Annotated in this window: 26 protein-coding genes; 11 read left to right on the top strand and 15 right to left on the bottom strand. The window is 66.5% G+C overall.

Annotated features, from left to right (window positions below):
• The first annotated feature begins 34 nt into the window (after positions 1–34).
• The 3 genes from ACIP9X_RS09495 (at position 35) to ACIP9X_RS09505 (ending at position 3,545) form a co-directional block, all read left to right on the top strand.
• Complete coding sequence (locus tag ACIP9X_RS09495) at positions 35–1,102, top strand: UDP-N-acetylmuramate dehydrogenase (protein ID WP_400479459.1); 1,068 nt, start codon at positions 35–37, stop codon at positions 1,100–1,102.
• A 61-nt stretch (positions 1,103–1,163) separates the two neighbouring features.
• Positions 1,164–2,333 (top strand): winged helix DNA-binding domain-containing protein, encoded by a 1,170-nt coding sequence (locus tag ACIP9X_RS09500; protein ID WP_400479460.1) that lies wholly within the window; start codon positions 1,164–1,166, stop codon positions 2,331–2,333.
• 546 nt (positions 2,334–2,879) lie between these two features.
• On the top strand, positions 2,880–3,545 hold the full coding sequence (locus ACIP9X_RS09505; RefSeq protein WP_400479461.1) for a hypothetical protein: 666 nt from the start codon (positions 2,880–2,882) through the stop codon (positions 3,543–3,545).
• A 70-nt stretch (positions 3,546–3,615) separates the two neighbouring features.
• Here ACIP9X_RS09505 and asd read toward each other — a convergent pair whose 3' ends face one another.
• From asd to ACIP9X_RS09550, 9 genes are all read right to left on the bottom strand, one after another.
• A complete protein-coding gene (asd, locus tag ACIP9X_RS09510; RefSeq protein ID WP_400479462.1) occupies positions 3,616–4,746 on the bottom strand; it encodes an aspartate-semialdehyde dehydrogenase in 1,131 nt (376 codons plus the stop codon).
• Positions 4,747–4,818: 72 nt separating this feature from the next.
• Positions 4,819–5,370 carry a WXG100 family type VII secretion target gene (locus ACIP9X_RS09515; RefSeq protein ID WP_400479463.1) on the bottom strand — a complete coding sequence of 184 codons (552 nt, stop codon included), beginning with the start codon at positions 5,368–5,370 and terminating at the stop codon, positions 4,819–4,821.
• A gap of 131 nt (positions 5,371–5,501) precedes the next feature.
• Entirely contained in the window at positions 5,502–5,720 is a 219-nt protein-coding gene (locus tag ACIP9X_RS09520; protein WP_400479464.1) for an NF038396 family protein, read from the bottom strand.
• A 4-nt stretch (positions 5,721–5,724) separates the two neighbouring features.
• Complete coding sequence (locus ACIP9X_RS09525; RefSeq protein WP_400479465.1) at positions 5,725–6,309, bottom strand: dihydrofolate reductase; 585 nt, start codon at positions 6,307–6,309, stop codon at positions 5,725–5,727.
• Positions 6,306–7,109 (bottom strand): thymidylate synthase, encoded by an 804-nt coding sequence (locus ACIP9X_RS09530; protein WP_400479466.1) that lies wholly within the window; start codon positions 7,107–7,109, stop codon positions 6,306–6,308. Before ACIP9X_RS09530 ends, ACIP9X_RS09525 begins: the two co-directional genes overlap by 4 nt.
• A gap of 48 nt (positions 7,110–7,157) precedes the next feature.
• Entirely contained in the window at positions 7,158–8,129 is a 972-nt protein-coding gene (locus ACIP9X_RS09535) for an NUDIX domain-containing protein (protein ID WP_400479467.1), read from the bottom strand.
• Positions 8,130–8,138: 9 nt separating this feature from the next.
• Entirely contained in the window at positions 8,139–10,388 is a 2,250-nt protein-coding gene (locus tag ACIP9X_RS09540) for an RNA degradosome polyphosphate kinase (protein WP_400479468.1), read from the bottom strand.
• Positions 10,389–10,493: 105 nt separating this feature from the next.
• Positions 10,494–11,465 (bottom strand): mycothiol synthase, encoded by a 972-nt coding sequence (gene mshD, locus ACIP9X_RS09545; protein ID WP_400479469.1) that lies wholly within the window; start codon positions 11,463–11,465, stop codon positions 10,494–10,496.
• Positions 11,466–11,776: 311 nt separating this feature from the next.
• Entirely contained in the window at positions 11,777–12,478 is a 702-nt protein-coding gene (locus tag ACIP9X_RS09550; protein WP_400479470.1) for a winged-helix domain-containing protein, read from the bottom strand.
• Positions 12,479–12,873: 395 nt separating this feature from the next.
• Here ACIP9X_RS09550 and ACIP9X_RS09555 point away from each other — a divergent pair, with 395 nt between their 5' ends.
• The 6 genes from ACIP9X_RS09555 (at position 12,874) to ACIP9X_RS09580 (ending at position 18,497) form a co-directional block, all read left to right on the top strand.
• Positions 12,874–13,608, top strand: coding sequence for a permease (locus ACIP9X_RS09555; protein ID WP_400479510.1), 735 nt, complete (start codon positions 12,874–12,876; stop codon positions 13,606–13,608).
• A 168-nt stretch (positions 13,609–13,776) separates the two neighbouring features.
• Positions 13,777–14,406 (top strand): FABP family protein, encoded by a 630-nt coding sequence (locus tag ACIP9X_RS09560; RefSeq protein WP_400479471.1) that lies wholly within the window; start codon positions 13,777–13,779, stop codon positions 14,404–14,406.
• 166 nt (positions 14,407–14,572) lie between these two features.
• Complete coding sequence (locus tag ACIP9X_RS09565) at positions 14,573–15,349, top strand: flavodoxin family protein (RefSeq protein ID WP_400479472.1); 777 nt, start codon at positions 14,573–14,575, stop codon at positions 15,347–15,349.
• A gap of 80 nt (positions 15,350–15,429) precedes the next feature.
• A complete protein-coding gene (locus ACIP9X_RS09570; RefSeq protein WP_400479473.1) occupies positions 15,430–16,515 on the top strand; it encodes a YgfZ/GcvT domain-containing protein in 1,086 nt (361 codons plus the stop codon).
• Positions 16,512–16,934, top strand: coding sequence for an ankyrin repeat domain-containing protein (locus tag ACIP9X_RS09575; RefSeq protein ID WP_400479474.1), 423 nt, complete (start codon positions 16,512–16,514; stop codon positions 16,932–16,934). The genes ACIP9X_RS09570 and ACIP9X_RS09575 overlap by 4 nt, the downstream gene beginning before the upstream one ends.
• A gap of 21 nt (positions 16,935–16,955) precedes the next feature.
• Positions 16,956–18,497 carry a DHA2 family efflux MFS transporter permease subunit gene (locus ACIP9X_RS09580; protein ID WP_400479475.1) on the top strand — a complete coding sequence of 514 codons (1,542 nt, stop codon included), beginning with the start codon at positions 16,956–16,958 and terminating at the stop codon, positions 18,495–18,497.
• A gap of 63 nt (positions 18,498–18,560) precedes the next feature.
• Here ACIP9X_RS09580 and ACIP9X_RS09585 read toward each other — a convergent pair whose 3' ends face one another.
• From ACIP9X_RS09585 to ACIP9X_RS09605, 5 genes are all read right to left on the bottom strand, one after another.
• On the bottom strand, positions 18,561–19,277 hold the full coding sequence (locus ACIP9X_RS09585; RefSeq protein WP_400479476.1) for a GNAT family N-acetyltransferase: 717 nt from the start codon (positions 19,275–19,277) through the stop codon (positions 18,561–18,563).
• Between the two features lie 250 nt (positions 19,278–19,527).
• On the bottom strand, positions 19,528–20,553 hold the full coding sequence (locus ACIP9X_RS09590) for a 6-phosphofructokinase (RefSeq protein WP_400479477.1): 1,026 nt from the start codon (positions 20,551–20,553) through the stop codon (positions 19,528–19,530).
• Between the two features lie 253 nt (positions 20,554–20,806).
• Positions 20,807–21,061 carry a PspC domain-containing protein gene (locus tag ACIP9X_RS09595; RefSeq protein ID WP_400479478.1) on the bottom strand — a complete coding sequence of 85 codons (255 nt, stop codon included), beginning with the start codon at positions 21,059–21,061 and terminating at the stop codon, positions 20,807–20,809.
• 3 nt (positions 21,062–21,064) lie between these two features.
• Complete coding sequence (locus ACIP9X_RS09600) at positions 21,065–21,391, bottom strand: hypothetical protein (protein ID WP_400479479.1); 327 nt, start codon at positions 21,389–21,391, stop codon at positions 21,065–21,067.
• A gap of 1 nt (position 21,392) precedes the next feature.
• Positions 21,393–22,955: a PspC domain-containing protein gene (locus tag ACIP9X_RS09605; RefSeq protein WP_400479480.1), complete on the bottom strand. Its 1,563-nt coding sequence runs from the start codon at positions 22,953–22,955 to the stop codon at positions 21,393–21,395.
• A 124-nt stretch (positions 22,956–23,079) separates the two neighbouring features.
• Between ACIP9X_RS09605 and ACIP9X_RS09610 the strand changes: the two genes are divergently transcribed.
• Both ACIP9X_RS09610 and ACIP9X_RS09615 read left to right on the top strand, forming a co-directional pair.
• Positions 23,080–24,546, top strand: a complete 1,467-nt coding sequence (locus ACIP9X_RS09610; RefSeq protein WP_400479481.1) for a PspC domain-containing protein — start codon at positions 23,080–23,082, stop codon at positions 24,544–24,546.
• Complete coding sequence (locus ACIP9X_RS09615; RefSeq protein ID WP_400479482.1) at positions 24,543–25,232, top strand: LuxR C-terminal-related transcriptional regulator; 690 nt, start codon at positions 24,543–24,545, stop codon at positions 25,230–25,232. Before ACIP9X_RS09610 ends, ACIP9X_RS09615 begins: the two co-directional genes overlap by 4 nt.
• Positions 25,233–25,391: 159 nt before the next feature.
• Here ACIP9X_RS09615 and ACIP9X_RS09620 read toward each other — a convergent pair.
• Positions 25,392–25,478 (bottom strand): IS3 family transposase (locus ACIP9X_RS09620; protein WP_400479511.1); only part of this gene is annotated, 87 nt, incomplete at its 5' end.

Here is a 25,478-nt window from a genome sequence, read left to right on the forward strand (position 1 = left end):
TTCTGTTTTGTTCCCCTTCCCCTAGGCTGGACTGGTGACCCCCACTATGCTTTCTGACCTGACCACGGCCGCCGTCGGCGGCCCTGCCGGCAACTACGTCGAGGCCCGCACCGAGGCAGAGATCATCGACGCCGTGCGCTCGGCGGATGCCGCAGGCGAGCCGGTGCTCATCATCGGCGGCGGCTCCAACCTGCTGATTTCCGACGACGGGTTCCCCGGAACCGTTGTGAAGATCGCCTCCGAGGGGTTCACCGTCAACGCCGAGGACTCCTGCGGCGGCGTATCCGTGGTGGTGCAGGCAGGCCACAACTGGGACGCCCTCGTGGAGCATGCAGTGCTGCACGCCTGGTCGGGGGTAGAGGCCCTGGCAGGCATTCCGGGCGCCACGGGCGCCACCCCTGTGCAGAACGTGGGCGCGTACGGTTCCGACGTTTCACAAACCATCGCCGCCGTCCGTACCTGGGACCGGGAACGCAACGCGGTGAAGACCTTCACCAACTCCGAGCTGACGTTCGGCTACCGGGATTCAATCCTCAAACAGACCACGGTCAACGGCTCACCCCGCTACGTGGTCCTCACGGTCGAGTTCCAGCTGCCGCTGGGACGGATGAGCGCCCCGGTCCGCTACGCGGAGCTCGCAAGGGTGCTCGGGGTTGAGCAGGGGGAGCGGGCCTACTCGAACGACGTACGCCGGGAGGTGCTGCGGCTGCGGGCATCCAAGGGCATGGTGCTGGACCCGGCCGACCGGGACACGTACTCCACCGGCTCTTTCTTTACGAACCCCATCGTCCCCGCTGCGGTGGCGGACGGACTGCCCGGGAACGCCCCCCGCTATCCTGCCGGTTCAGACGGTCTCGTAAAGCTTTCCGCCGCGTGGCTCATTGACCAGGCCGGGTTCGGCAAGGGCTTCGGCCTCGACGCCGGAAGTGTGTCCGGCGGCCGGGCCTCGCTGTCCACCAAACACACCCTGGCCATCACCAACCGTGGTTCCGCCAGCGCCGCAGACATGGTGGCGATCGCACGCGAGGTGAGGGACGGCGTCGTCGGGCGTTTCGGCATTGAACTGCACCCCGAGCCGCTGCTGATCGGCGTTGCCCTGTAGCTGGGCTTTTCGTATTGCTGCCGGCCGGTGACGAAGCTTGGGGCGGTCCTAGGATTGGGGCATGGCAACGGAGACGCGGGCACGGAAAACTCCCCGGATCATCGGGCGGCTGCGATTGGCTTCGCAGGGTCTGCTGGGTGGGGGATTTCGCAGCGTTCCTGACGCCGTCCGCGGGATGACCGCCATGCAGGCACAGGACCTTCAGGCTGCGCTATGGGCGGTGGGACTGCGTGTTCCAGGAGCCGGGGTGAGTGACGTGCGGGCCGCCCTGGACTCGGGAACCGCGGTGCGGTCCTGGCCGATGCGCGGCACGCTCCACCTGCTTGCCCCCGAGGATCTGCGCTGGATCCTCAACATCACCACGCCGCGGCTGGTCCAGGGTATGGCAAGCAGGCACCGCCAGCTGGAGATCACCGCGGGCGACATCGAAGTCTGCAAGAAGATCGCCCTGGACCTGCTCTCCGGCGATCTGCGCTCAGGGGATCTGCGCTCAGAGGGCCCGCCTTCGGGGGACCCGGGTGATGGCAGGAGGCGAGGTGCCACGCGCCGCGAGCTGTTCGAGGCGTTCGAAGCCGGCGGCCAGCCTCCTACCGGGCAGCGGGGAATCCACCTGCTGGGACTGCTCTGTCAAAGCGCCACCCTGGTGCCGGGGCCCCTGGACGGAAACCAGCAGAAGTTCGTGGCGTTCGACGCTTGGATCACCACGTCGCGCGATCTGGGCCGTGAGGAAGGCATCACGGAGCTGCTGCTCAGGTACTTCCGCAGCCACGGCCCGGCGACAGTGCGTGATTTCGCCTGGTGGTCAAACACCACCCTCACGGAGGCCCGCGCCGCGCTGGCATCGGTCCGGGGAGAGCTCGTGGAACTGGAATATGGCGGGACGCAATACTGGATGTCGCCTCAGACGGCCGAGCTGCTGGACGGCTCCGTGCCGGGCCAGCGCACGGTTCTTGCTCTCCCCGGGTTCGACGAGTTCGTCCTGGGCTACACGGACCGCAGCCTTGTACTCCCGCCGGAGCATGCCCAGAAGATCGTTCCGGGCGGCAACGGGGTGTTCAAGAAGGCGATCGTGGCAGGCGGGGAGGTGGTCGGAACGTGGGCGCGGCAGGGGACAGGACGTACTGCCTCGTTCGTGGCCGAGCCCTTCGACCCGTCAAAGCCCCCGAGCCCGGCGACCATGGCCGGGTTTAACCGGTCCATAGCTCAGTACGAGCGCTTCCTCGCGTCCTAGGGCTGGCCTGGGCGGCGGTCCGACGGCCGGCCCTGCCGCACCCCGCGTGGACGGCCTTGCCCCGCTTGGACGGCCTTGGTCGCGGCCGCTTGTGCGGGCGAGGGCCACTCCTGCCGCCCAACGGCTACCGGTCCGGCGGTGTCCGGAAGCTGCCGCCCAACCGCAGATGCCCGCCGTTCTCCACATAGCGGCCAACGTCATTCCTTGGCCGGCATGAACATGTGCACCCTAGGTCCATGAGACGTGAAGAATTGCGCTTGCTGGTCGAGCAGCGTTGGCCCGGCGTTCCCGTCGCCTCGACTCGGCAGCTCGCGGCCGCGGGGTTTGGAGGACCGGACCTTGACGTCTGCCGTGCGCGACGGAGTCATATTACGACTCCGCCGCGGGGCCTACATCCAAACTTCGCAGTGGAATCTGGCGAAGCCCTGGGAACGGGACAGCCTACGCATTCAGGCGCACTACGAGTCGACGGACGGAACCGCCTGCTACAGCCATACCAGCGCTGCCCGACTGCACTCGTGTCAGGTGTGGAACGGCGGCGCACTGGTGCACGTCACAACGCAGTACGCCAATTCGTCGACCAGCGCGGGAGCGGACGTCCTGACGCATCGACTTCCGCTGGACCCTGCTGAGATCCGCATTCTGCAGATGCCGGACGGCCGGGACATCCAAGTCACCAGCTTGGAGCGGACCGTGGTTGATTGCGCCCGGATCCTGCGGCCCGACGCTGCCACTGTGATCGGTGACGCTGCCCTTCGGAAAGGAGCAGAACTGGCCAGGATGCTGAGGACACTTGAGGAAAGCCCGATAAAAAGGGGAAGCCGGCGAGCCGCGGACGTGTTGGAGTTACTCGACGGCCGGTCAGAGTCGGCGGGTGAAACCCGGACCCGGCTGCTCCTGCGTTCATTCGGAATGTACGGTTTCCAGCCGCAGTACGAACTGCCAACCGGGTCCGGCCTGTTCAGGGCTGACTTCGCCGATCCCGACCGCCGCATCATCATCGAGTTCGACGGGAAGGCAAAGTACAGCGATTACGGCCCAACGGATCAAGTTCTGCTAGCGGAGCGATCCCGTGAAAACGCCTTGGCCGAGGCAGGATGGATCTTCCTGCGGGTGGAATGGAAGCAGCTGGACGCGCCCGTGCAACTGCGTCGCCGACTCGTGGCCACGCTGGCCCGGGCTGACATGCAGAAACGGCCCCGCCCCGCATAAGCGGCCTTGGAAAGGGCCGGTCAAGCGGGGCGGGGCCGCCTGTGCAGGACGGGGCGGCGAAGCGGAAGGGTCAGAGCGTCCCGGTCGCGATGTTCAGCATGCGCCGGAGTGGTTCGGCAGCTCCCCAGAGCAGCTGGTCTCCGACGGTGAAGGCGCTGATGTACTGCGGGCCCATCTCCATCTTGCGGATGCGGCCAACCGGGATGTCCAGGGTGCCTGAGGCCGCAACGGGGGTCAGGTCGGCCATGGAGGCTTCCTTGGTGTTGGGCACAACCTTGGCCCATTCGTTGTCCTCATCAAGAAGCTTCTCGATTTCGGCAACGGACAGGTCTTCGCGCAGCTTGAGGGTGAGTGCCTGCGAGTGCGACCGCATGGCGCCGATCCGCACGCAGAGGCCGTCCATGATGACGTGGTTGTCGTCCGACGTGCCGAGGATCTTGTTGGTTTCGACGCCGGCCTTCCACTCTTCCTTGGACTGGCCGTTGCCGAGGTCTGCGTCGATCCAGGGGATCAGGGATCCTGCCAGCGGCACCCCGAACTGGGTGGCGTCGATGGCCGTGCGCTGGTGGGCGAGCACCTTGCGGTCGATGTCCAAAATGGCCGACGCCGGGTCGTCGAGTTCCGTGCTGACCTCAGCATTAAGCGTGCCGAACTGGCTGAGCAGCTCACGCATGTGCCGCGCGCCGCCGCCGGAGGCCGCCTGGTAGGTCATGGACGTGCCCCACTCGACAAGGCCGTTCTTGAAGAGGCCGCCGAGCCCCATCAGCATGCACGACACCGTGCAGTTGCCGCCGATGAAGTCCTTGGTCCCGTTCACGAGCCCCTTGTCGATGACGTCGCGGTTGATCGGGTCCAGCACGATGATGGAGTCATCGTTCATGCGCAGCGTGGAGGCTGCGTCGATCCAGAGGCCGTCCCAGCCGCGGCTGCGGAGCTCGCCGTGAACCTGCTTGGTGTAGTCGCCGCCCTGGGCGGTCACGATAATGGGCAGCTTGGCCAGCGTCTCGACGTCGAACGCGTCCTCGAGCTTGCCTGCCCCTTCAGCGAACGAGGGGGCGGCACCTCCCGCGTTGGAGGTGGAGAAGAACACCGGGTTGATGTTGGCGAAGTCGCCCTCGTCCTGCATGCGCTGCATCAGGACGGAGCCGACCATGCCGCGCCATCCGACCAGGCCGACGGAGGGGGTAGCTGCTGTAGTCATTGAGCCAGTTTATCTTTGGTTTTGGTGGCGGCGCAGTCGGTTACGTCACTCCCAACTGACGCTGATCCGCACTTAGTCCAACAACACGTGCTTACTCGACAGGCCGGGCAAGATTCCGGGCTTTGCGGAGTTTAGCGGCCCTGCGTTCATTGAAGTAGAACCATGATTCTTCAGCACCCAGCCGTACTGTCCGACATGCTTGGCCAGGGTGAAGGGTGCCTTAATGTATCCATGGATTTTCATGCCCGTCCGCAGGGCCACGACTCCGCCAGCCAGTGCGCCGCCCAGCACTCCTGGCAGCGTCCCGCCGGGATTACCCAGACTGCCCGGCCCGCCGCCGGAGCCCGGGGCAGCGTCGCTGGCCTTCTCCTGCTCGTTGGCGTTGTCCAGCAGCTTCTTAGACTCGTCCTTGAGTAGGCGGGCCGTCTGCTGGATGAGGGCACGGTGGCTGCTGTTCCAGTTGGAGCGGAACTGGCTGGCGTCGTTTCCCTTCCACGCCGGAGTGCTGTTGATCTGGTTGGTCAGGTGCGATGACGTCTGCAGCAGGGTGTCGGAAACCTTTCCGAACTGCTGTGCGAGTGTGCGGAGCTGCTCTACGTCTGCGCCCCACAAGTTGCCTGCCACTGTGGCATCATACCCCCAAGTTATTGATCGTTCCGCGTCTACGCTGGTGCTTCTGAGCCCCGGCACCACTGTAGTGAGACGGGCCCGCCGCCGCGATGGGCAGGCCTCCCCATCAGTCGCGGCATCCGGCGTTACTGCCGGTCTCTCTCCTCCGGCACCGCGTTCTTGCGGGCGCGCAACGCGAAGAAGGCTCCGAAGGCAAAGGCCTGGGTCACCACAACCAGGACAATGATGCCGCCGATCTTGTTGCCGCCGAGGATCATGGTCAGGCCCACGATCGCGGACAACAGCGCGAACAGGGGCAGCAGCATGTAGCCGAGCACGAACAGCGTTTCGGGTTTTTTGAGCATGGATCTAGCCTTCTTTACGGTTCCACTTGGTGAACCGGTAGCGGGTGCCGTTGGCTGCCGTGAGCCAGCCGTCCTGGGGAACTGAGTCTTCCGGCACCCACGGTGCGCCGAGCTCGGGAGCGAAGGTGTCGCCGTCGGCCTCCACATCGATCGTGGTGACCATGGCCGTGTCTGCAAGATCCACGCACTGCTTGAAAATCTCGCCGCCGCCCAGGATCCAGATCGCCTCGCTGCCGGGCGCGAACTGCGATTCCAGCAGCGCATCGTCAAGGGAATTGACGACGACGGCGCCCTCCGCCTCGGGCGTCTCGCCCCAGCCTTCCTGCCGGGTAATCACAATGTTCGTGCGGTTGGGCAGGGGGCGGTATTTCTCCGGAAAGGACAGCCACGTCTTGCGGCCCATGATGACGGGATGCCCGCTGGTCACCTTGGTGAAGTGCTTCAGGTCTTCCGGCAGGTGCCACGGCATGTCGCCGTCCAGGCCAATGACCCCGGACGTGGTTTGGGCCCAGATCAGGCCGAGTCCGGTTGTGTTCGCAGCGATTCCGTCGCTGAAGGCCTGCGGATCCATGGTCTCCTCGGTGCTCATACGGCGATCGGTGCCTTGATCGTGGGGTGGTGCCGGTAGCCCACCACTTCGAAGTCGTCCAGGGTGTAGTCGAAGATGGAGGCCGGTTTGCGGGTGATCTTCAGCTGCGGGTAATCATACGGTTCGCGGTCCAGCTGCTTCAGAACCTGGTCCATGTGGTTGTCGTAGATGTGGACGTCGCCGCCCGTCCAGACAAACTCCCCCGGCTCCAACCCGGTCTGCTGGGCCAGCATGCAGGTCAGCAGGGCGTAGGAGGCGATGTTGAACGGCACACCAAGGAACATGTCCGCCGAACGCTGGTACAGCTGGCAGGACAGCTTGCCGTCGGCCACATAGAACTGGAAGAAAGCGTGGCAGGGCGGCAGGGCCATGTCCTGGAGCTCGGCCACGTTCCACGCCGACACGATGTGCCGGCGGGAATCCGGGTTGGCCTTCAGGTTTTCGACAAGCTCTGCGATCTGGTCGATGTGGCCGCCGTCCGGAGTGGGCCAGCTGCGCCACTGCACGCCGTAGACCGGGCCGAGTTCGCCGTCGGCATCCGCCCATTCGTTCCAGATGGTGACGCCCTGGTCCTGCATCCACTTGACGTTGGTGTCGCCGCGCAGGAACCAGAGCAGCTCGACGGCTACTGACTTGAAATGCACACGCTTGGTGGTGATCAGCGGGAAGCTCTCACTGAGGTCAAAGCGCATCTGACGACCGAAAACGCTGCTGGTCCCCGTTCCGGTGCGGTCGGATTTGTGCGTGCCGTGGGCCAGAACGTCGCGCAGGAGGTCTTCATAGGGCGTTGGGATGCTCACGCGTCCAGTCTAGTGGAGCGCGGCCTGTCGCCCGGGAGGGCTTGCGACTTAGTCGTCGAACGGTTTGTACTGCTCCACGGCCACGATCTTGCTCTTGCTCCCGTGCGCCACGTGGCAGATGATCATTTCCCCTGGTGAGAGATACGGGTCAGCGCCCGGCAGCACTCCCTTCAGCCCTGGGTTCATGTAGTTACTGAGCTTGTTCAGGACGGTGGGCAGCGCGGGCCTGTGGGTGCACAGTACGACGGGCTTTTGCTTGTCGAACAGCGCGTCCACTGCGGCGGCGGTCTTCTTGGGATCCCGGGCGTGCCGGTGTTCCGTGAGCGCGTCCACCAGCTTAACCTTGGCGGCTGAGGCCTTGGCATACGGTGCGATGGTGGCGACGCAGCGCCGCCAGGGGCTGGTGACCACGCGCTTCGGGTTCCACGCCCGCAGCAGCCTGCCCACGGCCTGGGCCTGTCGGACGCCGGTGGCAGCGAGTGGACGTTCGCCTTCCGCCTTGGTCCAGGAGGACCTCGGCTTGGCCTTGGCGTGGCGCACGAGAACCAGCGGCCAGGTCTGCAGTTCCTTGCGGGCGTGCGCCTCCGCCAGGAACTGCAGCGGCACCACGTCCGAAGGGTTGGACAGCATGGACGCCGCACGCTCCGGCGTGCACCACAATGCGCTGTCCACCTCCTTGCCGTCAGGACGTACCGGCGTTCCGTTGGGAAGTTCCACCGCCCAGTAGTGCACCACCTTCAGGCCCGCGGGCACGTGGTAGTGGATCGGCGGAAGCGGAATGCCCAGCGGCACCTGCAGCCCGATCTCTTCCTCGACTTCCCGGACAGCGCATTCGGGGACAGTTTCGCCGGCGTCGAGCTTGCCTTTCGGCCAGGACCAGTCGTCGTACTTGGGCCTGTGGATCAGGAGGACTTCCAGCTGGTTCTGCTTAACGCGCCACGGCAGGGCGCCGGCGGCCGTGACGGCTACCGGCTCGCCGGGGTGGTCAGTCTGGTCGGCTACTAGGGAATCGCTCTTCAAGCCGTTGTCCTACCGCCGGGCTGTCGCACGCTGGCGGGAACGGGACGCGAGGAGCCAGGACTGGATATCGTCCAGCTCGCGGCCGTTCTCGTCCAGGTGGTGGCGCGTCCACATTCCCTGGTTATCCAGGTGCCAGCTGGACGTTTCGGGGTCCATGTACCGGCCGAGCAGGTCCAGGACGTACGCGGTGTCTTCGCCTCCGGACAGCTGCACCAGGGCCTCGACGCGCCGGTCCAGGTTGCGGTGCATCATGTCCGCCGACCCGATGTAAACCACGGGGTCCCCGGCGTTGCCGAACGCGAACACCCGTGAGTGTTCAAGGAAGCGTCCAAGGATGGACCGGACGGTGATGTTCTCGCTCAGTCCGGGAATTCCCGGACGCAGCGAGCAGATGCCGCGGACGATGACATCGACCTTCACGCCGGCCTGCGACGCCCGGTAGAGGGAATCGATGATGGCCTCGTCAACCATGGAGTTGACTTTGATCTGCACCCAGGACCTGTTGCCGGCGCGGGCATTGCGGATCTCGGTCTCGATCCTGTCGATGAGCCCGGAACGCACCGAGCGGGGCGCAACGAGGAGCCGCTTGAACGTGGACTTTGGGGCGTAGCCGGAAAGCTGGTTGAAAAGCTTCGAGAGGTCCTCACCCACCTGCTCGTTGGCTGTCAGCAGGCCAAGGTCCTCGTAGTAGCGGGCCGTACGCGGGTGGTAGTTGCCCGTGCCGATGTGGCAGTAGCGGCGCAGGCCGTCGACTTCCTGGCGGACCACGAGGGAGAGCTTGCAGTGCGTCTTCAGGCCCACGATGCCGTAGACCACATGGACGCCGGCCTGCTCGAGCTTGCGGGCCCAGGAGATGTTCGCCTGCTCGTCAAAGCGGGCCTTGATCTCCACCAGGGCCAGCACCTGCTTGCCGGCCTCGGCAGCGTCGATGAGGGCATCCACGATGGGGGAGTCGCCCGACGTCCGGTACAGGGTCTGCTTGATGGCCTGCACCTTGGGGTCCGCGGCTGCCTGCTCGAGGAACGCCTGGACCGAGGTGGAGAAGGAATCGTAAGGGTGGTGCAGCAGGATGTCCCGGCGGCGCATCGCAGCGAAGACGTTGGCGGCTTTGGACGTCTCGGATTCGTTCAGGTAGCGGGACGTGTGGGGCACGTGCTTGGGGTAGTGCAGGTCCGCGCGGTCGATGCCGGCAATGACTGACAGCCCGCGAAGGTCGAGCGGTGCGGGCACCGAGTAGACCTCGGACTCCTCCACGCCCAGCTCCCGAATCAGGAGGGCACGGATGTTGGGGTTGATGTCATTGGTCACCTCAAGGCGGACGGGAGGGCCGAACCGCCGGCGCAGGAGTTCCTTCTCGAGGGCCTGCAGGAGGTTCTCGGCGTCGTCCTCTTCCACCTCCACGTCCTCGTTGCGCGTGACGCGGAACGAGTGGTGCTCCAGGACCTCCATGCCCGCGAAAAGCTGGTCAAGGTGGACGGCGATGACTTCTTCGAGGGCGATGAACCGGGCAACCCGCCCCGGAACCGATCCGGCGCGGGGGCCGTCGATGGAGATCAGGCGCGGCAGCTGGTCCGGCACCTTGACGCGGGCGAACAGCTCCTTGTCGCTGACCGGGTTCCGGACCACCACGGCCAGGTTCAGGGAGAGCCCCGAAATGTAGGGGAAGGGGTGGGCAGGGTCCACCGCCAGCGGCGTGAGGATGGGGAAGACCTTTTCCGCGAACATGATGCTGAGGCGGTGCTTGGCCTCGTCGTCGAGCTCGTCCCACTGCATGAGGTGGATGTGCTCATACGCCAAGGCCGGCCGGATCTGTTCCGCGTAGACCTGCGCGTGGCGCTGCTGCAGCTTGTGCGCCGCTTCGCCGATCTGCTCGAGGACCTGGACCGGGCTCAGGCCCGCGGGGGAGGGCACCGCAAGTCCGGTCGCAATCCTGCGCTTCAGGCCTGCGACGCGCACCATGAAGAACTCGTCAAGGTTCGAGGCGAAGATGGACAGGAAAGCGACGCGCTCAAGGAGGTAGAGGTTGGGGTCCTCGGCGAGTTCAAGGACCCGGGCGTTGAAAGCCAGCCAGCTCAGTTCCCGGTCCAGGAAGCGGTCGCGGCTGATTTCACCCTCGGGCTCCAGGATGGCGGCGAACTCCGGAATATCAATGCGGTCCTGGGTGGCGCGGGATGCGGGCACTTCAGAGGAGCCGAAACGGGCACGCACCGGGGCCGTCTTAATAGCGGTAGTAGCTGATCCGGCAGATTCCGGTTGCATGCTCTCTCTCCTTGGTGCTGGCTGGATTTAGCTTCAACCTTACAAGCATTCGACCCCATAGGACCCGCAGATTTCAGCGGAACCGGCCTGCGCGTCGATGCCCGATCAGCGCCCGTCCACCGGGCCGTACATGACGTCGACGTCCCACCGGGTGAATCCCAGCCGGCGGTACAGGGACACGGCCGGGGCGTTGTCCGCATCCGTATAGAGCATGACGGCGTGCAGTCCCTGATGTTGCAGGTACCGGATGCCGGCGACCGTCAGGGCCTTGCCGAGGCCCATGCCCTGCGCGGCCGGCGTCACACCGACGACGTAAACCTCACCGATCGCGGGATGGTCGCCGTGCCGGGGGTGCACTTTGGTCCAGTGGAATCCGAGCAGGTGGCCCTCGCGGTCTTCGGCCAGCAGGAAGCCGGCGGGATCGAACCAGGGTTCGGCCATCCGGGCCTCAAGGTCCGCCCTGCTCAGGGAGCCCTGCTCGGGATGATGCGCAAAGGCCGCGCGGTTGGCCGCCAGCCAGGCCTCCTCGTCCTTGCCCGGCACGAAGGCGCGCAGGGTGACGCCCTCCGGCAGGCCGGCGTCGGGCAGTTCTGCCGACGCCGTGGCGAGCCGCATCTTCCAAAGCTCCCGGATGGGACCGTAGCCGTAGCGGGCCGCGAGGTCCGCCGCAGCCTCGTGGTTGCCGTGGGACCAGGCCTTGAGGCCGTCGAACCCGCGGGTGGATTTCAGTGTGGACACCAGCCGGTCGGCCACGCCCTGGTTCCGGTAGCTGGGGTGGACGGCGATCTCCAGGATCCCGCTGCCATCCTCCTCCTCAACCACGACGGCGAAACCTGCCAGGTCCTGGGCGGTGGCGGGATTCGAGTCCTCGTCCGGGGCATAGAGCGCCAGGGTCAGCAGTGAGTGGGGACCGGCGTCCGCGGCACGCAGGGTCACCAGCGTCTGTTCCGAGATGGACGGGTTGCCGTCCGATTCCTCGGCGGCGGCGAGCAGGGGTTTGATGTCCTGCAGCAGCTGTTCGCCCACGCCGCCCTTGATGACAGTGACGGGCCAATTCTCCGGATGCGCAGGACTCATGCTGTCAAGGCTATACGCACTGCCCGCCGGGCCTTCCGATTTGTGGCTGCCCGGTCGCTGCGCCTACCGATTTGTGGCTGCCGGATCCGCCCGGTATAGTCGGTATCTCGTTCGGCTTCCTGAGCTGAATGCGAGGGGGATCCACCACTGGGGTGGCCTCGATACGTTCGACCCGTATGTCCTCCACTGAAGAAGCGCAAAAGGCCCGGATTCGAAAGAGTCCGGGCCTTTTGCGTTGCAGGGCATTATGTTGCTGGGCCTTTTGCGTTGCAGGCGGGAACCCGCGCGCCCTCAGAGGGGCCGGAGGCCGGTCAGGCCTCGGCGAGTTGCTCGTCCTCCTGCTGGCGGACCAGGGTGAGCCGGTAGCCAACGTTGCGGACGGTACTGATCAGGTTCTCGTGGTCGGCACCGAGCTTGGCGCGGAGCCGCCGGACGTGGACGTCCACGGTGCGGGTGCCGCCGTAGTAGTCGTAGCCCCACACCTCGGTGAGCAGCTGCTGGCGGGTGAATACGCGGCCGGGGTGCTGCGCCAGGTACTTCAGGAGTTCGAATTCCTTGAAGGTCAGGTTGAGTGCCGCGCCGTTGACGCGTGCGGTGTAGCTTGCTTCGTCGATCACGACGCCGGCAGCCCGGATCTCGGACGGAGTATCCTCCTGCTCCGGTACAGCACGCGCCACCGACAGGCGGATCCGGGCCTCCACCTCGGCCGGGCCGGCGGAATCGAGCACGATGTCGTCGACCGCCCAGGCAGACGATACTGCGGCCATGCCGCCTTCAGTAAGGATCAGGACCAGTGGTGCACTGAGGCCTGTGGCCTTCAGGAGCTGGGTAAGGGACCGGGCCCCAACCAGGTCTTTGCGCGCATCGAGGAGCACGATGTCGCAAGGGTCTGTTTCCAGCAGGGCAGTGGGCTCGGCCGGGAGGATATGAACGCGGTGGTTCAGTAGCTCCAAGGCAGGCAGAATGTCCACCGATGATCCGGTGCTGTTGGTCAGTAACAGGATGTGCGACATTGTTCCTCCAAGGGGCCGTCCGCGCATCATTGGGCGACTGAACCGGGCTTTCACCGGCCGGTACTGTGCTGGCCGCAGGTGGTCCGGACACCCTGGCGGACCAGTGTCTCCATTCCCCTCGCGGGAAGCGTAGCTGAGCTTGAGTATACCTAACGGCCCTGTTCCAGACACTGATGCGCCCCGGCAACGCGCCTCATTTGCGACATATGGCAGTCACATAGGGCAGGATTGAAACGTCAGGGCGCCAGCCCGGCCCGTCAACGGCGCAGCCGGTCAGCGGCACAGCCCGGGGGAGCACAGCCAGATGAGGATGCAGCGAAGTTGAGTGCAGAGTCAAAGAGGAGTACGCCATGGCCGCGCCAGAGGTGAGCGCAGCGGCGCCCTCCGGGACCGCTGTGAAGTCCTGGAGCATCGAGGTGATCGGCCTGGCCGGCCTGGCTGTCATCATTGCCAGCATCTACCGGACGCCCGACGTTCTCCTCGCCGTCGCGGTGGTGATCGCCCTGGCCGTTGGCGTGGGCTGGCCGCACTATCTGGGGATACCCGCCAAGAAGACGCTCGCCGCGGTGATCGGACTCTGCGGTGCCGGCTCGGCCGTGGCTGCGGCCAGCGTTCCCGCGCCCGGCTACCTTGACTGGACGCCCGGTTTCGTCGCCCTGGGTGTCATCTCCGTGTTCGTTGTCCAGCTGGTGCGCGGAACGGGGCAGGCCCAGCGCCTGGAATCCACCCTGGGCTGCTGCGTGGGTGTCCTGCTGTCCTGCTTGGGGGCAGGCTGGATTGCCGGCGCCCGGTTCACCGGCGTCAAGGAAATGATGCTGGTCGCCGGGGTGAGTGCCGCCGTCGCCCTGCTCGCCGGCCTCATCCGCTGGCCTGACAGCATCGTGGCTCCGCTGGGAATCGCCCTGGCGGGATTGGCCGGGCCGCTCGCGGGACTGGTGTTCTCGGACATCGCCGTTCTGCCGGCAGCCATTTTCGGGGTGGTGGTCGGGGCTGTCCTCGTCAGCTTCCGCCGGCTTGTGACTCTGCGCGGTACCGCGCTGAACTTTCCGGGCGCCCTGGGGATGGGGCTGGCACCCGTCGCCGCGGTCGGTTCGCTCGCCTACTTCATAGACAAACTACTCATCTACTAACGCGTTAGGATGGCACCATGTCCGTACTTGCATATGAAATTTTCTTCCTTGTCCTGCTTGGCATTGCCAGCCTTTCCATGGCCTGGTTTGCCGGCTACGTCGTATACCGCCTGTTCAAGGGACAGAAGTAGAACCGCTCCCTGTTAGCTGCTTCAAGAGGTAACAGCTGTGCCTATTGAGATACCCACAGACCTGACTCCCGAACTGGTCCCGCTGTCCTGGCTCATTGGTGAGTGGGAGGGCCATGGACGGCTTGGGGCCGGAGATGAAGGTTCCGAGCATTTCCTCCAGCACGTATCGTTCACCCACAACGGGTTGCCGTACCTGCAGTACCGCGCGGAAAGCTGGCTCACTGACGAAGAAGGCAACAAACTCCGGCCACTCACGGTCGAGACCGGTTTTTGGGCGCTGGAACGCAAACAGCTGGATGCCGACGGCGGCCCTGGCCTGATTCCGGCCGACATCGTGCCGGCGCTCAAGAGCGCCGACGAGGTGGAGGCACTGCGGAACAAGGACGGAGGGTTCGATATCTCCGTGTCCATCTCCCATCCCGGCGGGATTTCGGAGCTGTACTACGGCCAAATCAAGGGCCCGCAGATCCAGCTGAGCACCGACATGGTGATGCGGGGCAGCCACTCGAAGGACTACAGCGCCGCCACCAGGATCTTCGGACTGGTGGACGGAAACCTGCTGTGGCGCTGGGACGTGGCCACCGGCGGTGCGTCTCCGGCCAGCTCGTCCGAGCCGGGCAACGGCTTGGAGGCCCACGCCTCGGCGTTCCTGAAACGCGTCTCTTAGCAGCTCGTTTCCACCCCGCGCGTTCCCTACCAGCGTTTTCCCTGCCAGGCATTTTCCCGGCAGCGCGGCCCTATCAGGGCGTCCGCGCTCTGTCCCCGCAGCTCCCCATGGTTTAGGTTGGGCTGAGGTCCCGTTTCCTCAGCCCAACGCAACCTTGGAGCGCCGCATGGATGAAGCCAAGCCGCCGGCGGACTACAGCGACCTCAAGGCGCTGTTCTTCAACGGCACCCTCAAACGCTCGCCACAGGTCAGCAACACCGAGGGGCTGATCCGTCTCAGTCGCCGGATCATGGAAAAGCAGGGTGTCTCCACGCGGGTGATCCGGACCGTGGACCACGACATCGCCAGCGGCGTGTACCCCGACATGCGCGAGTACGGCTGCGAGACCGATGAATGGCCGCAGCTGTATCCTGCCGTGCAGGAGGCGGACATCGTGGTGGTCGCAGGGCCGATCTGGCTCGGCGACAACTCCTCCCAGACAAAGAAGCTCATCGAACGCCTCTACGCGCACTCCGGCCAGCTCAACAGCAAGGGCCAGTGGGCCTTCTACCCCAAGGTGGGCGGCTGCTTGATCACCGGCAACGAGGACGGCATCAAACACTGCTCGATGAACGTCCTCTACAGCCTGCAGCATATTGGCTTCACCATTCCTCCCCAGGCCGACGCCGGCTGGATCGGCCCCGTCGGACCGGGCCCGAGCTATCTCGACGAAGGATCCGGCGGCCCGGAGAGTGATTTCACCAACAGGAACACCACGTTTATGACCTGGAATCTCCTGCATCTTGCCAGAACTCTCAAGGATGCCGGCGGAATTCCCGCGTACGGGAACCTTCCGGAAGAATGGAAGGCCGGATCCAAGTACGGCTTTGAGAACCCGTACGGCTTTGAAAGCCCGTACGGCTCTGAAAGCCCGTCCAGTTTCGAAAACCCCGAGTACCGCTGACAGGGGTGGCCGGGGCCGGGCTGTTCGTAGCCCGATCTGAACCGCCGGAATACCCGCCAGAGCAAGGACGTTCCCTTCATATGACTATCAAAAGCCCTCTGTTGTCGCGCCCTGGCGCCGTCGAAGCGGGCGGTGCCGATGCCGGCGTCGCGTCCCACTACGGCGAGCCGCTGCGGGAGCAGCGCGCCCTCGCGGCCGGTACCGCCGTCGTCGACCTGTCCCACCGCGGCGTGGTGACAGTCACCGGGCCGGACCGGCTGAGCTGGCTGAACACGCTGTCCTCCCAGCAGGTCACCAACCTGCAGCCCGGCGAGTCCAGCGAGCTGCTGCTCCTGAGCGTGCAGGGCCGTATCGAGTTCGACGCGCGGGTGATTGACGACGGCGGGACCACCTGGCTGATCGTCGAAGCGGCTGAAGCCGCTCCGCTGGCCGAATGGCTGAACAAGATGAAGTTCATGCTGCGCGTTGAAATCGCCGACGCCTCGGACGACTGGGCCGTGCTCGGGTCGACCAGGGCCGTGCCCGAATGGTCCGGGCTGAAGGTGTGGCAGGACCCGTGGCCCCACGTCGCTGCCGGCGGGTACGCGTACTCCCTGGTGGCCGAGGATGCCCACCCGGGCGCGGAGCGTCCGTGGTTCGAATACCTCGTCCCCGCGGCGGAGCTGGAAGCAACGGTGGGGGACCGGCCGCTTGCCGGGGTATCGGCGTCCGAAGCGCTGCGCGTCGCCGCCTGGCGTCCCCGGCTCGGCGCCGAAACGGACGACAAGACCATTCCGCACGAGCTGGACCTGCTCCGGACCGCCGTCCACCTGGCCAAGGGCTGCTACAAGGGACAGGAAACCATCGCGCGCGTGCACAACCTCGGCCACCCTCCGCGCCGGCTTGTGTTCCTGCAGCTGGACGGCTCCCAGCACACCATGCCACAGGCCGGAAGCCCGGTGATGGCGGGGGAGCGCAAGGTGGGAACCGTCACATCCGTGGCGCAGCACTACGAGATGGGTCCCGTGGCGCTGGCTGTCATCAAGCGTTCCGTCGCGGCGGATGAAATACTGACTGTCATGGACGGGGAAGAACCGTACACAGCCGCGCAGGAAGTGATCGTGGCTCCCGATGCCGGGCAGGTTGTTGGCCGGCAGACCGGATTCCTGAGGGGGACCCACAAATGACAGACCAGCCCGAACCCGGAGCCGCCGCGGGCGGCGCCGCCCAGATGGACGAGGAGACCCTCGAACTGGCGCACCGGCTCTTCGACGCCGCCCGCAGCGGCGAAACCGAACTGCTCCGCAGTTACCTCAATGCCGGTGCCCCCGCAGGCCTGACCAACTCAGCCGGGGACTCGCTGCTCATGCTCGCCGCCTACCACGGCCACGCGGAAACCGTTCAGCTGATCCTGTACCACGGCGGCGACGCGAACCAGGCGAACGGGCGCGGACAGACACCCCTGGCGGGCGCGGTGTTCAAGGGCTACACGGACGTGGCCCGCGTGCTGCTGGACGCCGGCGCCGATCCCGACGCCGGGACTCCTTCGGCCCGTGCGGCCGCGGACATGTTCGCGCGCAAGGACATCCAGGAGCTGCTGGCGTAGGCCGGCAGCCCGACGGATCCTTTGGAAAACGTAAGCAGGCCCTGGCCGGCGCTGTGGTCCCTCGTCATCGGCTTCTTCATGATCCTGATCGACACCACCATCGTGTCGGTGGCCAACCCGAGCATCATGGCGGGGCTGGACACGGACATCAACGCAGTCATCTGGGTGACGAGCGCCTACCTCCTGGCCTACGCGGTGCCGCTTCTCATCACCGGCCGGCTCGGTGACAGGTTCGGGCCGAAGCGCCTCTACCTGTCGGGACTCCTGGTCTTCACCCTGGCCTCCCTCTGGTGCGGGCTATCCGGCACCATCGAACTGCTGATCGCCGCGCGCGTGCTGCAGGGCCTCGGTGCGGCGCTGATGACACCCCAGACCATGGCCGTGATCACCCGTATTTTTCCGCCCGACCGGCGGGGCGCCGCGATGGGCCTGTGGGGTGCCACGGCTGGCATGGCCACGCTCGTGGGGCCCATCCTTGGCGGTGTGCTGGTGGACGGGCTGGGCTGGGAATGGATCTTCTTCATCAATGTCCCCATCGGGATCGTCGGCTTCATCCTCGCCTGGCGTCTGGTGCCGTCCCTGACTACCCACCAGCACAAGTTCGACATCCCCGGCGTGGTGCTGAGCGCCGTCGGGCTCTTCCTGCTCGTGTTCGGCCTCCAGGAAGGCGAGACGTACAACTGGGGGACGATCTCCGGTCCCGTCACGGTGTGGGGCCTGATCATCAGCGGAACCGTGGTGCTGGCGCTGTTCGTCGGCTGGCAGGCCGTCAACAAGGGCGAGCCGCTGCTTCCGCTGGGCCTGTTCAAGGACCGGAACTTTTCGCTGGCCAACGTCGGGATCACCACCGTGGGGTTCACCGTAACGGCCTTCGGCCTGCCGCTGATCTTCTATTACCAGATGGTGCGCGGCATGACCCCCACGCAGTCCGCCCTCATGATGGTGCCCATGGCGCTGATTTCCGGCGGCCTGGCACCGGTGGTCGGCAGGTTCGTTGACAGGGTGCACCCGAGGTACATCACGGCCGCGGGGCTGCTGCTCATGGCCGTGGCGCTGTTCTGGAATTCGGCCCTCATGCACCCTGACACCCCGGTGTGGCTGTTCCTGCTGCCGAGCGCTGTGCTGGGCTTCGCGAACGCCGGCATCTGGGCGCCCCTCAGCTCCACGGCCACCCGGAACCTCCCGCCGCGGCAGGCAGGAGCCGGGGCCGGGGTGTACAATACCACCCGCCAGATCGGCGCCGTCATGGGCAGCGCCGCCATCGCCGTCCTGATGCAGGCCAGGCTCGCCGCGGAACTTCCGGCTGCCGGTGGATCGGGACAGCCCGGCGGGCCGGGGGAGCCCGCCGTGACGGGCGAAGAGGGCCTGAGCTTCGGCGGCCAGCTTCCCGAGGCGCTTCACGCCGGATTCTCGACGGCGATGGGCCAGTCCATCCTGCTGCCCGCGGCCGTGATCCTGTTCGGCGCCGCTGTGGCGCTTTTCTTTGCCCGGCCGAAACCGGTGCAGGGCTGGGGCACGGTCCAGCCGGCGCAGGCGGAGGACAGCGCGGCGAAGGCGCCGTAGCCGGGGCGCCTTTGGTACAGGCCCTTGCCTGGTCCAGGCCGTGCGTCAGCTCAGGCCCGGGTTTCAGCCGAGGAGCACGCTGGTCTGGATGCCGCCGGTGGAAAAGCCCAGGCTGCGGGCAGTGGCCAGCGAGCCCTTGTTGCTGACGTCGGTGCGCCACTGCAGCGTCAGCCCCGACGCCAGGGCCTCATGGGCCGCGATCGACGCCGCCAGGGATCCCACGCCGCGGCGCCGCCACTGGGGTGCCACGAGCACGCCCATGTGGGCCAGGATGCCTTCCCATTCGGTATACGCGCCGCAGGCCACAGGCACCTTGCGGCCGTTCTCGTCGAGCATGATCGTGTACCGGTTCTCAAGGTGGGAAAGACCCACCTCGTTGACGTCATCCGGCGGGCAGAGCCCCTCAAGTTCTATGGCCTCGGGGTTGCCGTGCGAGACGGTGACTTCCTCGGAGGACCGCAGCAGGGGAAGGTCGTCGGCGAAGAACAGCGCGGCGGAGCCCTGTCCGTGCCCGCCATGGCTCCGGGTGATGGTCAGCAGCGTCACGTGCTGGGCCATCTCCTCATCGGAGATCCCCGCGGCGGCGTCCAATGCCCATTGTGGGCCTACGAGGGCTGAGCTGCCGAACAGGCGGACGAACTCCAGCGAGCGGGCCGATTCGTCCGCCCTGGTGATTCGCTCGCCGGATTCCAGAGCGCTGGCGAAGGCACCGTCGTCGAGTCCCAGGTGGCGCGCCCAAGCCAGCTGGATGACGGCGGCGGAATGGGACTCAAGGCTCATGCCTCCAGCCTACCGATCCGGGCATCCCCACGAACCCCAGAGCGCGAACGGACACTTAAGCGCCTCCGGACCAGCGCGAACGGACACTTAAGGCCCCAAGCCAAGCGCGAACGGACACTAAAGCCCCTCCGACCAGCGCGAACGGACAGATAACGCCCTCAAGAAGCCAACGAGGAGGGCATTATCTGCCCGTTCGCGCTCGGGAGTGGACGGGAGGGGCGGAGCGGAGGGTGCGGCAGGCGGTGCGGGTTTAGCCGAAGAGGACGGCTGCTTCGTCGTACCGGTGCTGCGGGACAGTCTTGAGCTTGCCCAGGGCTGCTTCGAAGCCGACGTGGTCGATGTCCGTGCCGCTGAGCGAAACCATGGTGCCCCAGCGGCCCTCGACCACGGAGTCGACGGCGGCCATGCCCAGACGGGTAGCCAGCACACGGTCGAAGGCCGAGGGGACGCCGCCGCGCTGGATGTGGCCGAGGATGGTGGAGCGGGTCTCGATGCCGGTGCGGGCTTCGATTTCCGGAGCGAGCTGGTCTGCGATGCCGCCGAGGCGGGGCCGGCCAAAGGTGTCCAGGCCGCGCTCGGAGTGCGGGGACTCCATGTGTTCCGGCACGAAGCCTTCAGCAACAACCACCAGCGGGGCACGGCCACGGTCGTGGGCCTCGGTCACCCATTTGGTGATCTGCTCGATGCTGACCTTCTGCTCCGGAATCAGGATGGCGTGGGCGCCCGAGGCCATGCCGGCGTGCAGGGCGATCCAGCCAACGTGGCGGCCCATGACCTCGGCGATCATGCAGCGGTGGTGTGACTCGCCGGTGGTCCGGAGCCGGTCGATGGCTTCGGTGGCGATCTGCACGGCGGTGTCGAAACCGAACGTGTAGTCCGTTGCGTCGAGGTCGTTGTCCACGGTCTTGGGAACGCCGACGATCTTCAGGCCGGCGTCGGTCAGGCGTTTGGCGGCCGCGAGGGTTCCTTCGCCGCCGATGGCGATGATGGCGTCGATGCCCAGCCGGTCCATGTGTGCCTTGATGACCTCCGGCCCTCCGCCGTTCTCGAAGGGGTTGGTGCGGGACGTGCCAAGGATGGTGCCGCCCTGTTTTGCGATGCCTCGGACGAGAGTGCGGGGGATGGGAATGATGTCCCCTTCAACCACGCCGCGCCATCCGTCGAGGAACCCCACGAATTCGTGGCCGTGGATGGCAATGCCTTTGAGGACCGCGCCGCGGATGACGGCGTTTAGTCCGGGGCAGTCGCCGCCGCTGGTGAGGATTCCAATTTTCATTATTTCGGCTCAAATCCTGATTCGAAGGTGTACGGGCAGAGCGCCACGCTGAGCTCACCTAGAGTCTAGTGCGGAGTGTGGCCGAGGACACAAACGGTTACATCGGAACCAATGCCGAGGCGCCCGAAGCGCAGCAAAGGGCAACGGCCGCGGCTTAAGCAGGAGCGCCCCTGCTCGCAAGAGCAGGGGCGCCCGGCGACCGAGGACGACGGCGGCTGGTCCAGTGAGGGTTGCGGCAGCCCGCCGTCGTCCGTCACAAGCGGTTGGCGCGCTTTTCGAGGAACGACTCCAGGGCGATGGCGCCGTTCTGGTTCGGCAGGACCAGCCACGCGGCCAGATAGAACACCACGGCCGGGCCGGGCAGGAGGCAGAAGAGGAGGAAACCGATCCGGACGTAAGCCACGTCCACGTTGAACTTCTCGGCGATCCCGCCGCAGACTCCGCCGAGCCAGCGCTGCGGACCGCGCCTCAGGCCGAGGCCCCTGACAATGCTGTAGAACTTTTCCATATCTCAAGCCTTCCCGTTTGTTGTGCCGTTGTCACGCCGGCGGGCCGAAAGCAGCCCGCCGATCACCAGTGCGGCGCCGGCGCCGATCATGAGTCCGATCAGCACGTACGTCCCGTTCAGCACCACGAGCCCCAGCTGGGAGATGATGATCAGGATGGCCAGGGCCAGGACCACGAGGCCCCAGACGATCGTGCCGACCCGGGCCGTCGAATCCGCCGGCGAGGTCAGCGGGCCGTGCTGCTCCGTCCGGTGCGGCTCGGTCCGGTGCGGTTCGGGAGCCGCAGGGGTTTCCGACCGGGAGGACTCCGGTGCGGGGTCGAAGCTGCTCATGTCAGTTTCCTTCCTGGATGGTGATGTTGCTGACGGTTCCGTCGATCTGCAGGATCAGCCGGGCGCCCGGACGGTCGGTGTTGTAGCTGCTCTGCCTGGACGTGATGCCGCCGCGGTGGTCGGTGCCCTCGTTGAGGTTTCCCAGCGTCATGTCCGCGCGGACGTCGACCGGCACGGCCCGCGGCAGCAGGACGGTGACGTTGCTGGCCGTTACGTCCATGGGAACGACGACGTCGGAGGGCAGCGGCGCTGCCAGGTTCAGTCCGGTGAGGTCAACAGTTCCGCGTCCGCCCGTGATCTGGAAGCCGTCGCGGGCTTGCTCGATGCTGGCGGGAGACCAGTCGGCATTGTGGAAGCGGAAGCGGTCACCGTTCGGGACTGCGTTGAAGACGCCTCCGACGATCAGCGCAACGACTGCGAAAAAGCCGAGGATGCCCGAGCTTCTGCCGCGGAGGCCCGCCAGCAGGATTCCCAGGCCCAGCACAGCCGCGCCGCTGGCCCACACGATGGCATTGGCGGATGTGCCCAGATCAATCACGTTGCCGGCGTCGAGGGCTTTCAGCGAGCCGCCGACGAGCAGGGCGAGGCCCGCTGTGATGGCCACCGCCGGGGTCCCCGGTCCGCCCGGCTTCTGCTTCGGCGCCGGACCCGGTGTGGGCACCGGTGCCGGACCGCGGGGCGGAACGCTGCCGAACCCGCCTCCGGAAGCAGGACCGTCGCCCCCGTAAGGGGTTCCCGGCGCGTACGGAGTGCCCGGTGCGTACGACGCGTACGGCGGGTTGGGTCCTGTCGTTGCACTGGCGGCGGCAGTCGTTGTGGCGGGCCATCCGGCGGTCCATTCCGCGGACGCTGCATTGTGGGTGGTTGCCCGGCCGCTGTTCCTGTTGCGCTGGGTCAGGTAGTACACAAGGTAGATGAGGCCGCCGATCCAGAACAGGGCCCAGAAGAAGCCGAAGCCGTCGCGGCCCCAGCCCCAGAAGCCGCCGCCCATGCCCGTGAGGCCGAGGATCGTGGTGACCAGGGCGCCTGTCATGCCGGTGGTCCAACGCCCTGCGCCTGCTTCCTGGGTGTGAATCCGGCCGTCGGGCTCCGGAAGCAGCGCCCAGCCGAGGCCGTACAGCAGCACCCCGATGCCGGCGAACAGGGTCAGCACTATGAAGATGCCGCGGACAATCAGGGGATCGATGCCCATACGCTGGGCGATGCCGCTGGAGACGCCGCCAATCCAGCGGTCACGTCCGCGGTATACGCCGTGGCTGCGGATCCAGCCGAAGAAATCAAGCTGCTGGGCTGGCTGGGCTCCAGCGGCAGCGGGTCCGCCGGCTACTGCGGGACCACCGGCGCCGGCCGGAGCGCTGTGTGCGCCTGGCAGATCATGGGGTCCGTAAAGCGGCGGAGGGAGCAGAGGCTCGGTCTGCGGCTCAGCGCTTTCGCGCGGAGTTTCCGCGGGCGGGCCGGCGTCGGCCGGGTCGCCGGGACGGTGCTGGTCGCGGGGGCCGGGCTGCTCATCAGAGGGGGTGGCGGACTGCTGTCCGTCGTCGGGGTTGGGGTTGTGCGAGTTCATACTTCGATACTGCCGCTGCCCGGGTTCGGCCTCTATTGGGGAACACCCTGAGCCGCCCCTGACCTGTCCCTGGTCCGGGTCCCAAAGCGGTCCCCGCAACCCTGATCCGTGCTTGGATTGATGCATGACCACCGTTCCCGTCCGCCCGCCGCTGGTCCGCACCAGCGACCGCATAGTCGCCGGCGTCTGCGCCGGGCTTGCGGCCCATCTTGGCTGGCCGGTCCGTATGGTGAGGATAGGGATGACCGTGGCGGCGCTCGCCGGTGGAGCGGGCCTTGTGTTTTACGCCTGGCTCTGGATCATGGTTCCCACCGCCGACGAAGCGGCCCGCCGGAACGCCAAACGGCCAGCGTCGCCCATCGCCCCCGCCGTGAGCAGCCCGGCGCCCAACGCTCCCGTGAGCCACGCCGCGGTGCCGCCGCCCGCCGTCGGGCACCCGCCGTCGGACTTCTTTTCGTCGGCAGTGTACGACGCCGGGACCTCCTTCCGGCCGGCCGCGCCGGGCGCTGTACCCGGCACAGGCGCTCCCGCTGCCGCGGGAGCTCCGGCTGCCGCAGGCCCTCCAGGTGCGGCGGGCGCAACGGGCGGTCCCTGGTTCCGCGGGCGGACTGTGCGCTACGGCAAGGAAATCCTGCTCGGTTCGGGCCTGCTGCTCGTGGCCGGGATCCTGATTGCGAGACTGCTCGGGGCCGAGGTCCCGCTGGGGACCCTGATACCGGTCGCCGCCATCCTCGGCGGCGCCGCGATCGCCTGGATGCAGCTGGATGAAACACGCCGCGCCGGCCTCGTGGACAAGACCAAAGCGGACCAGGCGGGCGGCTGGGCGCGGCTGGCCGCGGGCCTGGCGCTGGTGGTGGCCGGAGTGCTCGTCATGGTGTCCGGCTCCGGTTCCTGGGAGCAGACCTGGCTTGCCCTCCTGGCGTCCGTGGCGGTCCTCGGGGGCGTGGCCCTGGTGTTGCTGCCGTGGGGCCTGAAATTCTGGCGGGACCTGGAAACCGAACGCGCCGGAAGAGTACGGGAAACAGAGCGCGCCGAGATCGCCGCCCACCTGCACGACTCGGTGCTGCAGACCCTTGCCCTGATCCAGCGCCGCGCAGGCAACGAACAGGACGTCGTCCGGCTGGCACGGGCGCAGGAACGGGAACTGCGCGGCTGGCTTTTCAAAGACCCGGCCAAGGACGCCGGCCAGTTGTCTGACCGGATCAAGGCGGCGGCCGCCGATGTCGAGGACGGTCTCGGCAACGCGGTGGACGTGGTCAGCGTGGGAGATACAGCCATGACCGACCGCCACGAGGCACTGGTCCAGGCCAGCCGCGAAGCCATGCTGAACGCTTCACGGCACGGCGGCGGGCCCGTCTCCGTGTACGTCGAAGCGGCGGACAGCGGCGTGGAGGTATTCATCAAGGACCGCGGTTCCGGATTCGACCTCGAGGCCGTCCCCGGAGACAGGCTGGGGATCCGGGAATCGATCATCGGCCGCATGAGGCGGCACGGCGGAACAGCGGATATAACCAGCACTCCGGACGGCACCGAGGTGCGGCTCAAGCTGCCCACCGCCGCCGCCACCGACAACGCGGAAGGAAAGCCATGAGCACGGCGGCAGGGAACGGAACAGGCGCAGGGAACCAGCGGGAAACAGTCAGGGTGGTGATCGTGGACGACCACGCCATTTTCCGCTCCGGCCTGAAGGCCGACCTGGATCCGCGGGTGAGCGTTGTGGGGGAGGCCGGCACTGTTGAGCAGGCCGTCGAGGTCATTGCCCGCACCCGTCCGGACGTTGTGCTCCTGGACGTTCACCTTCCCGGCGGCCTGGGCGGCGGCGGGCGGGAAGTCATCGCAGGATCGGCAGCGCTGCTGGGGAGTACCAGATTCCTGGCGCTCAGCGTGTCCGATGCGGCCGAGGACGTGGTTGCCGTGATCCGGGCCGGCGCCCGCGGCTATGTGACCAAGACGATTTCCGGTCCCGAGATCACCGACGCCGTCTTCCGGGTTGCCGGCGGCGACGCCGTCTTCTCGCCGCGGCTCGCCGGCTTCGTGCTGGACGCCTTCGGCACCGCCCCGGCCGATATTGCCGACGACGAACTGGACAAGCTCTCCGCCCGGGAACTCGAGGTCATGCGCCTGATCGCCCGCGGCTACAGCTACAAGGAAGTGGCCAAGGAGCTGTTCATTTCCATCAAGACCGTCGAAACACACGTCTCGGCCGTGCTGCGCAAGCTGCAGCTGTCCAGCCGGCACGAACTGACCAAGTGGGCCGCGGAACGCCGCCTCCTCTAGCCCACCCCAGACGCTCCCTCACCTCCCGCCGCTAAATCACAAACGCTTCCTCAGTTTTCGCAGGTTAATCACAAACGCTCCCTCACCGGGAGAGGGAGCGTCTGGAAAAGCGCGGCAGGATGAACTGGTCCCCGATAGTTGGACCGGGTTGGTAAGGGCCTAAGCCGCGAGGGCCTGGCTTCGGTATTGTATCGGGCTCAGGCCCTTGAGCTTCGTCGAGATTCTTTCGTTGTTGTACCAGTGGAT

The sequence above is a fragment of the Arthrobacter sp. NPDC093125 genome (assembly GCF_044754225.1).
Classification (GTDB): domain Bacteria; phylum Actinomycetota; class Actinomycetes; order Actinomycetales; family Micrococcaceae; genus Arthrobacter.

Coding starts and splice junctions, on each gene's coding strand:
- ACIP9X_RS09550 (WP_400479470.1), bottom strand. CDS start 12,478: ATGTCGCACATCCTGTTACTGACCAACAGCACCGGATCATCGGTGGAC.
- ACIP9X_RS09565 (WP_400479472.1), top strand. CDS start 14,573: ATGGATGAAGCCAAGCCGCCGGCGGACTACAGCGACCTCAAGGCGCTG.
- ACIP9X_RS09600 (WP_400479479.1), bottom strand. CDS start 21,391: ATGAGCAGCTTCGACCCCGCACCGGAGTCCTCCCGGTCGGAAACCCCT.
- ACIP9X_RS09615 (WP_400479482.1), top strand. CDS start 24,543: ATGAGCACGGCGGCAGGGAACGGAACAGGCGCAGGGAACCAGCGGGAA.
- ACIP9X_RS09595 (WP_400479478.1), bottom strand. CDS start 21,061: ATGGAAAAGTTCTACAGCATTGTCAGGGGCCTCGGCCTGAGGCGCGGT.
- ACIP9X_RS09500 (WP_400479460.1), top strand. CDS start 1,164: ATGGCAACGGAGACGCGGGCACGGAAAACTCCCCGGATCATCGGGCGG.
- ACIP9X_RS09575 (WP_400479474.1), top strand. CDS start 16,512: ATGACAGACCAGCCCGAACCCGGAGCCGCCGCGGGCGGCGCCGCCCAG.
- asd (WP_400479462.1), bottom strand. CDS start 4,746: ATGACTACAGCAGCTACCCCCTCCGTCGGCCTGGTCGGATGGCGCGGC.
- ACIP9X_RS09540 (WP_400479468.1), bottom strand. CDS start 10,388: ATGCAACCGGAATCTGCCGGATCAGCTACTACCGCTATTAAGACGGCC.
- ACIP9X_RS09590 (WP_400479477.1), bottom strand. CDS start 20,553: ATGAAAATTGGAATCCTCACCAGCGGCGGCGACTGCCCCGGACTAAAC.
- ACIP9X_RS09585 (WP_400479476.1), bottom strand. CDS start 19,277: ATGAGCCTTGAGTCCCATTCCGCCGCCGTCATCCAGCTGGCTTGGGCG.
- ACIP9X_RS09610 (WP_400479481.1), top strand. CDS start 23,080: ATGACCACCGTTCCCGTCCGCCCGCCGCTGGTCCGCACCAGCGACCGC.
- ACIP9X_RS09520 (WP_400479464.1), bottom strand. CDS start 5,720: ATGCTCAAAAAACCCGAAACGCTGTTCGTGCTCGGCTACATGCTGCTG.
- ACIP9X_RS09570 (WP_400479473.1), top strand. CDS start 15,430: ATGACTATCAAAAGCCCTCTGTTGTCGCGCCCTGGCGCCGTCGAAGCG.
- ACIP9X_RS09605 (WP_400479480.1), bottom strand. CDS start 22,955: ATGAACTCGCACAACCCCAACCCCGACGACGGACAGCAGTCCGCCACC.
- mshD (WP_400479469.1), bottom strand. CDS start 11,465: ATGAGTCCTGCGCATCCGGAGAATTGGCCCGTCACTGTCATCAAGGGC.
- ACIP9X_RS09525 (WP_400479465.1), bottom strand. CDS start 6,309: ATGAGCACCGAGGAGACCATGGATCCGCAGGCCTTCAGCGACGGAATC.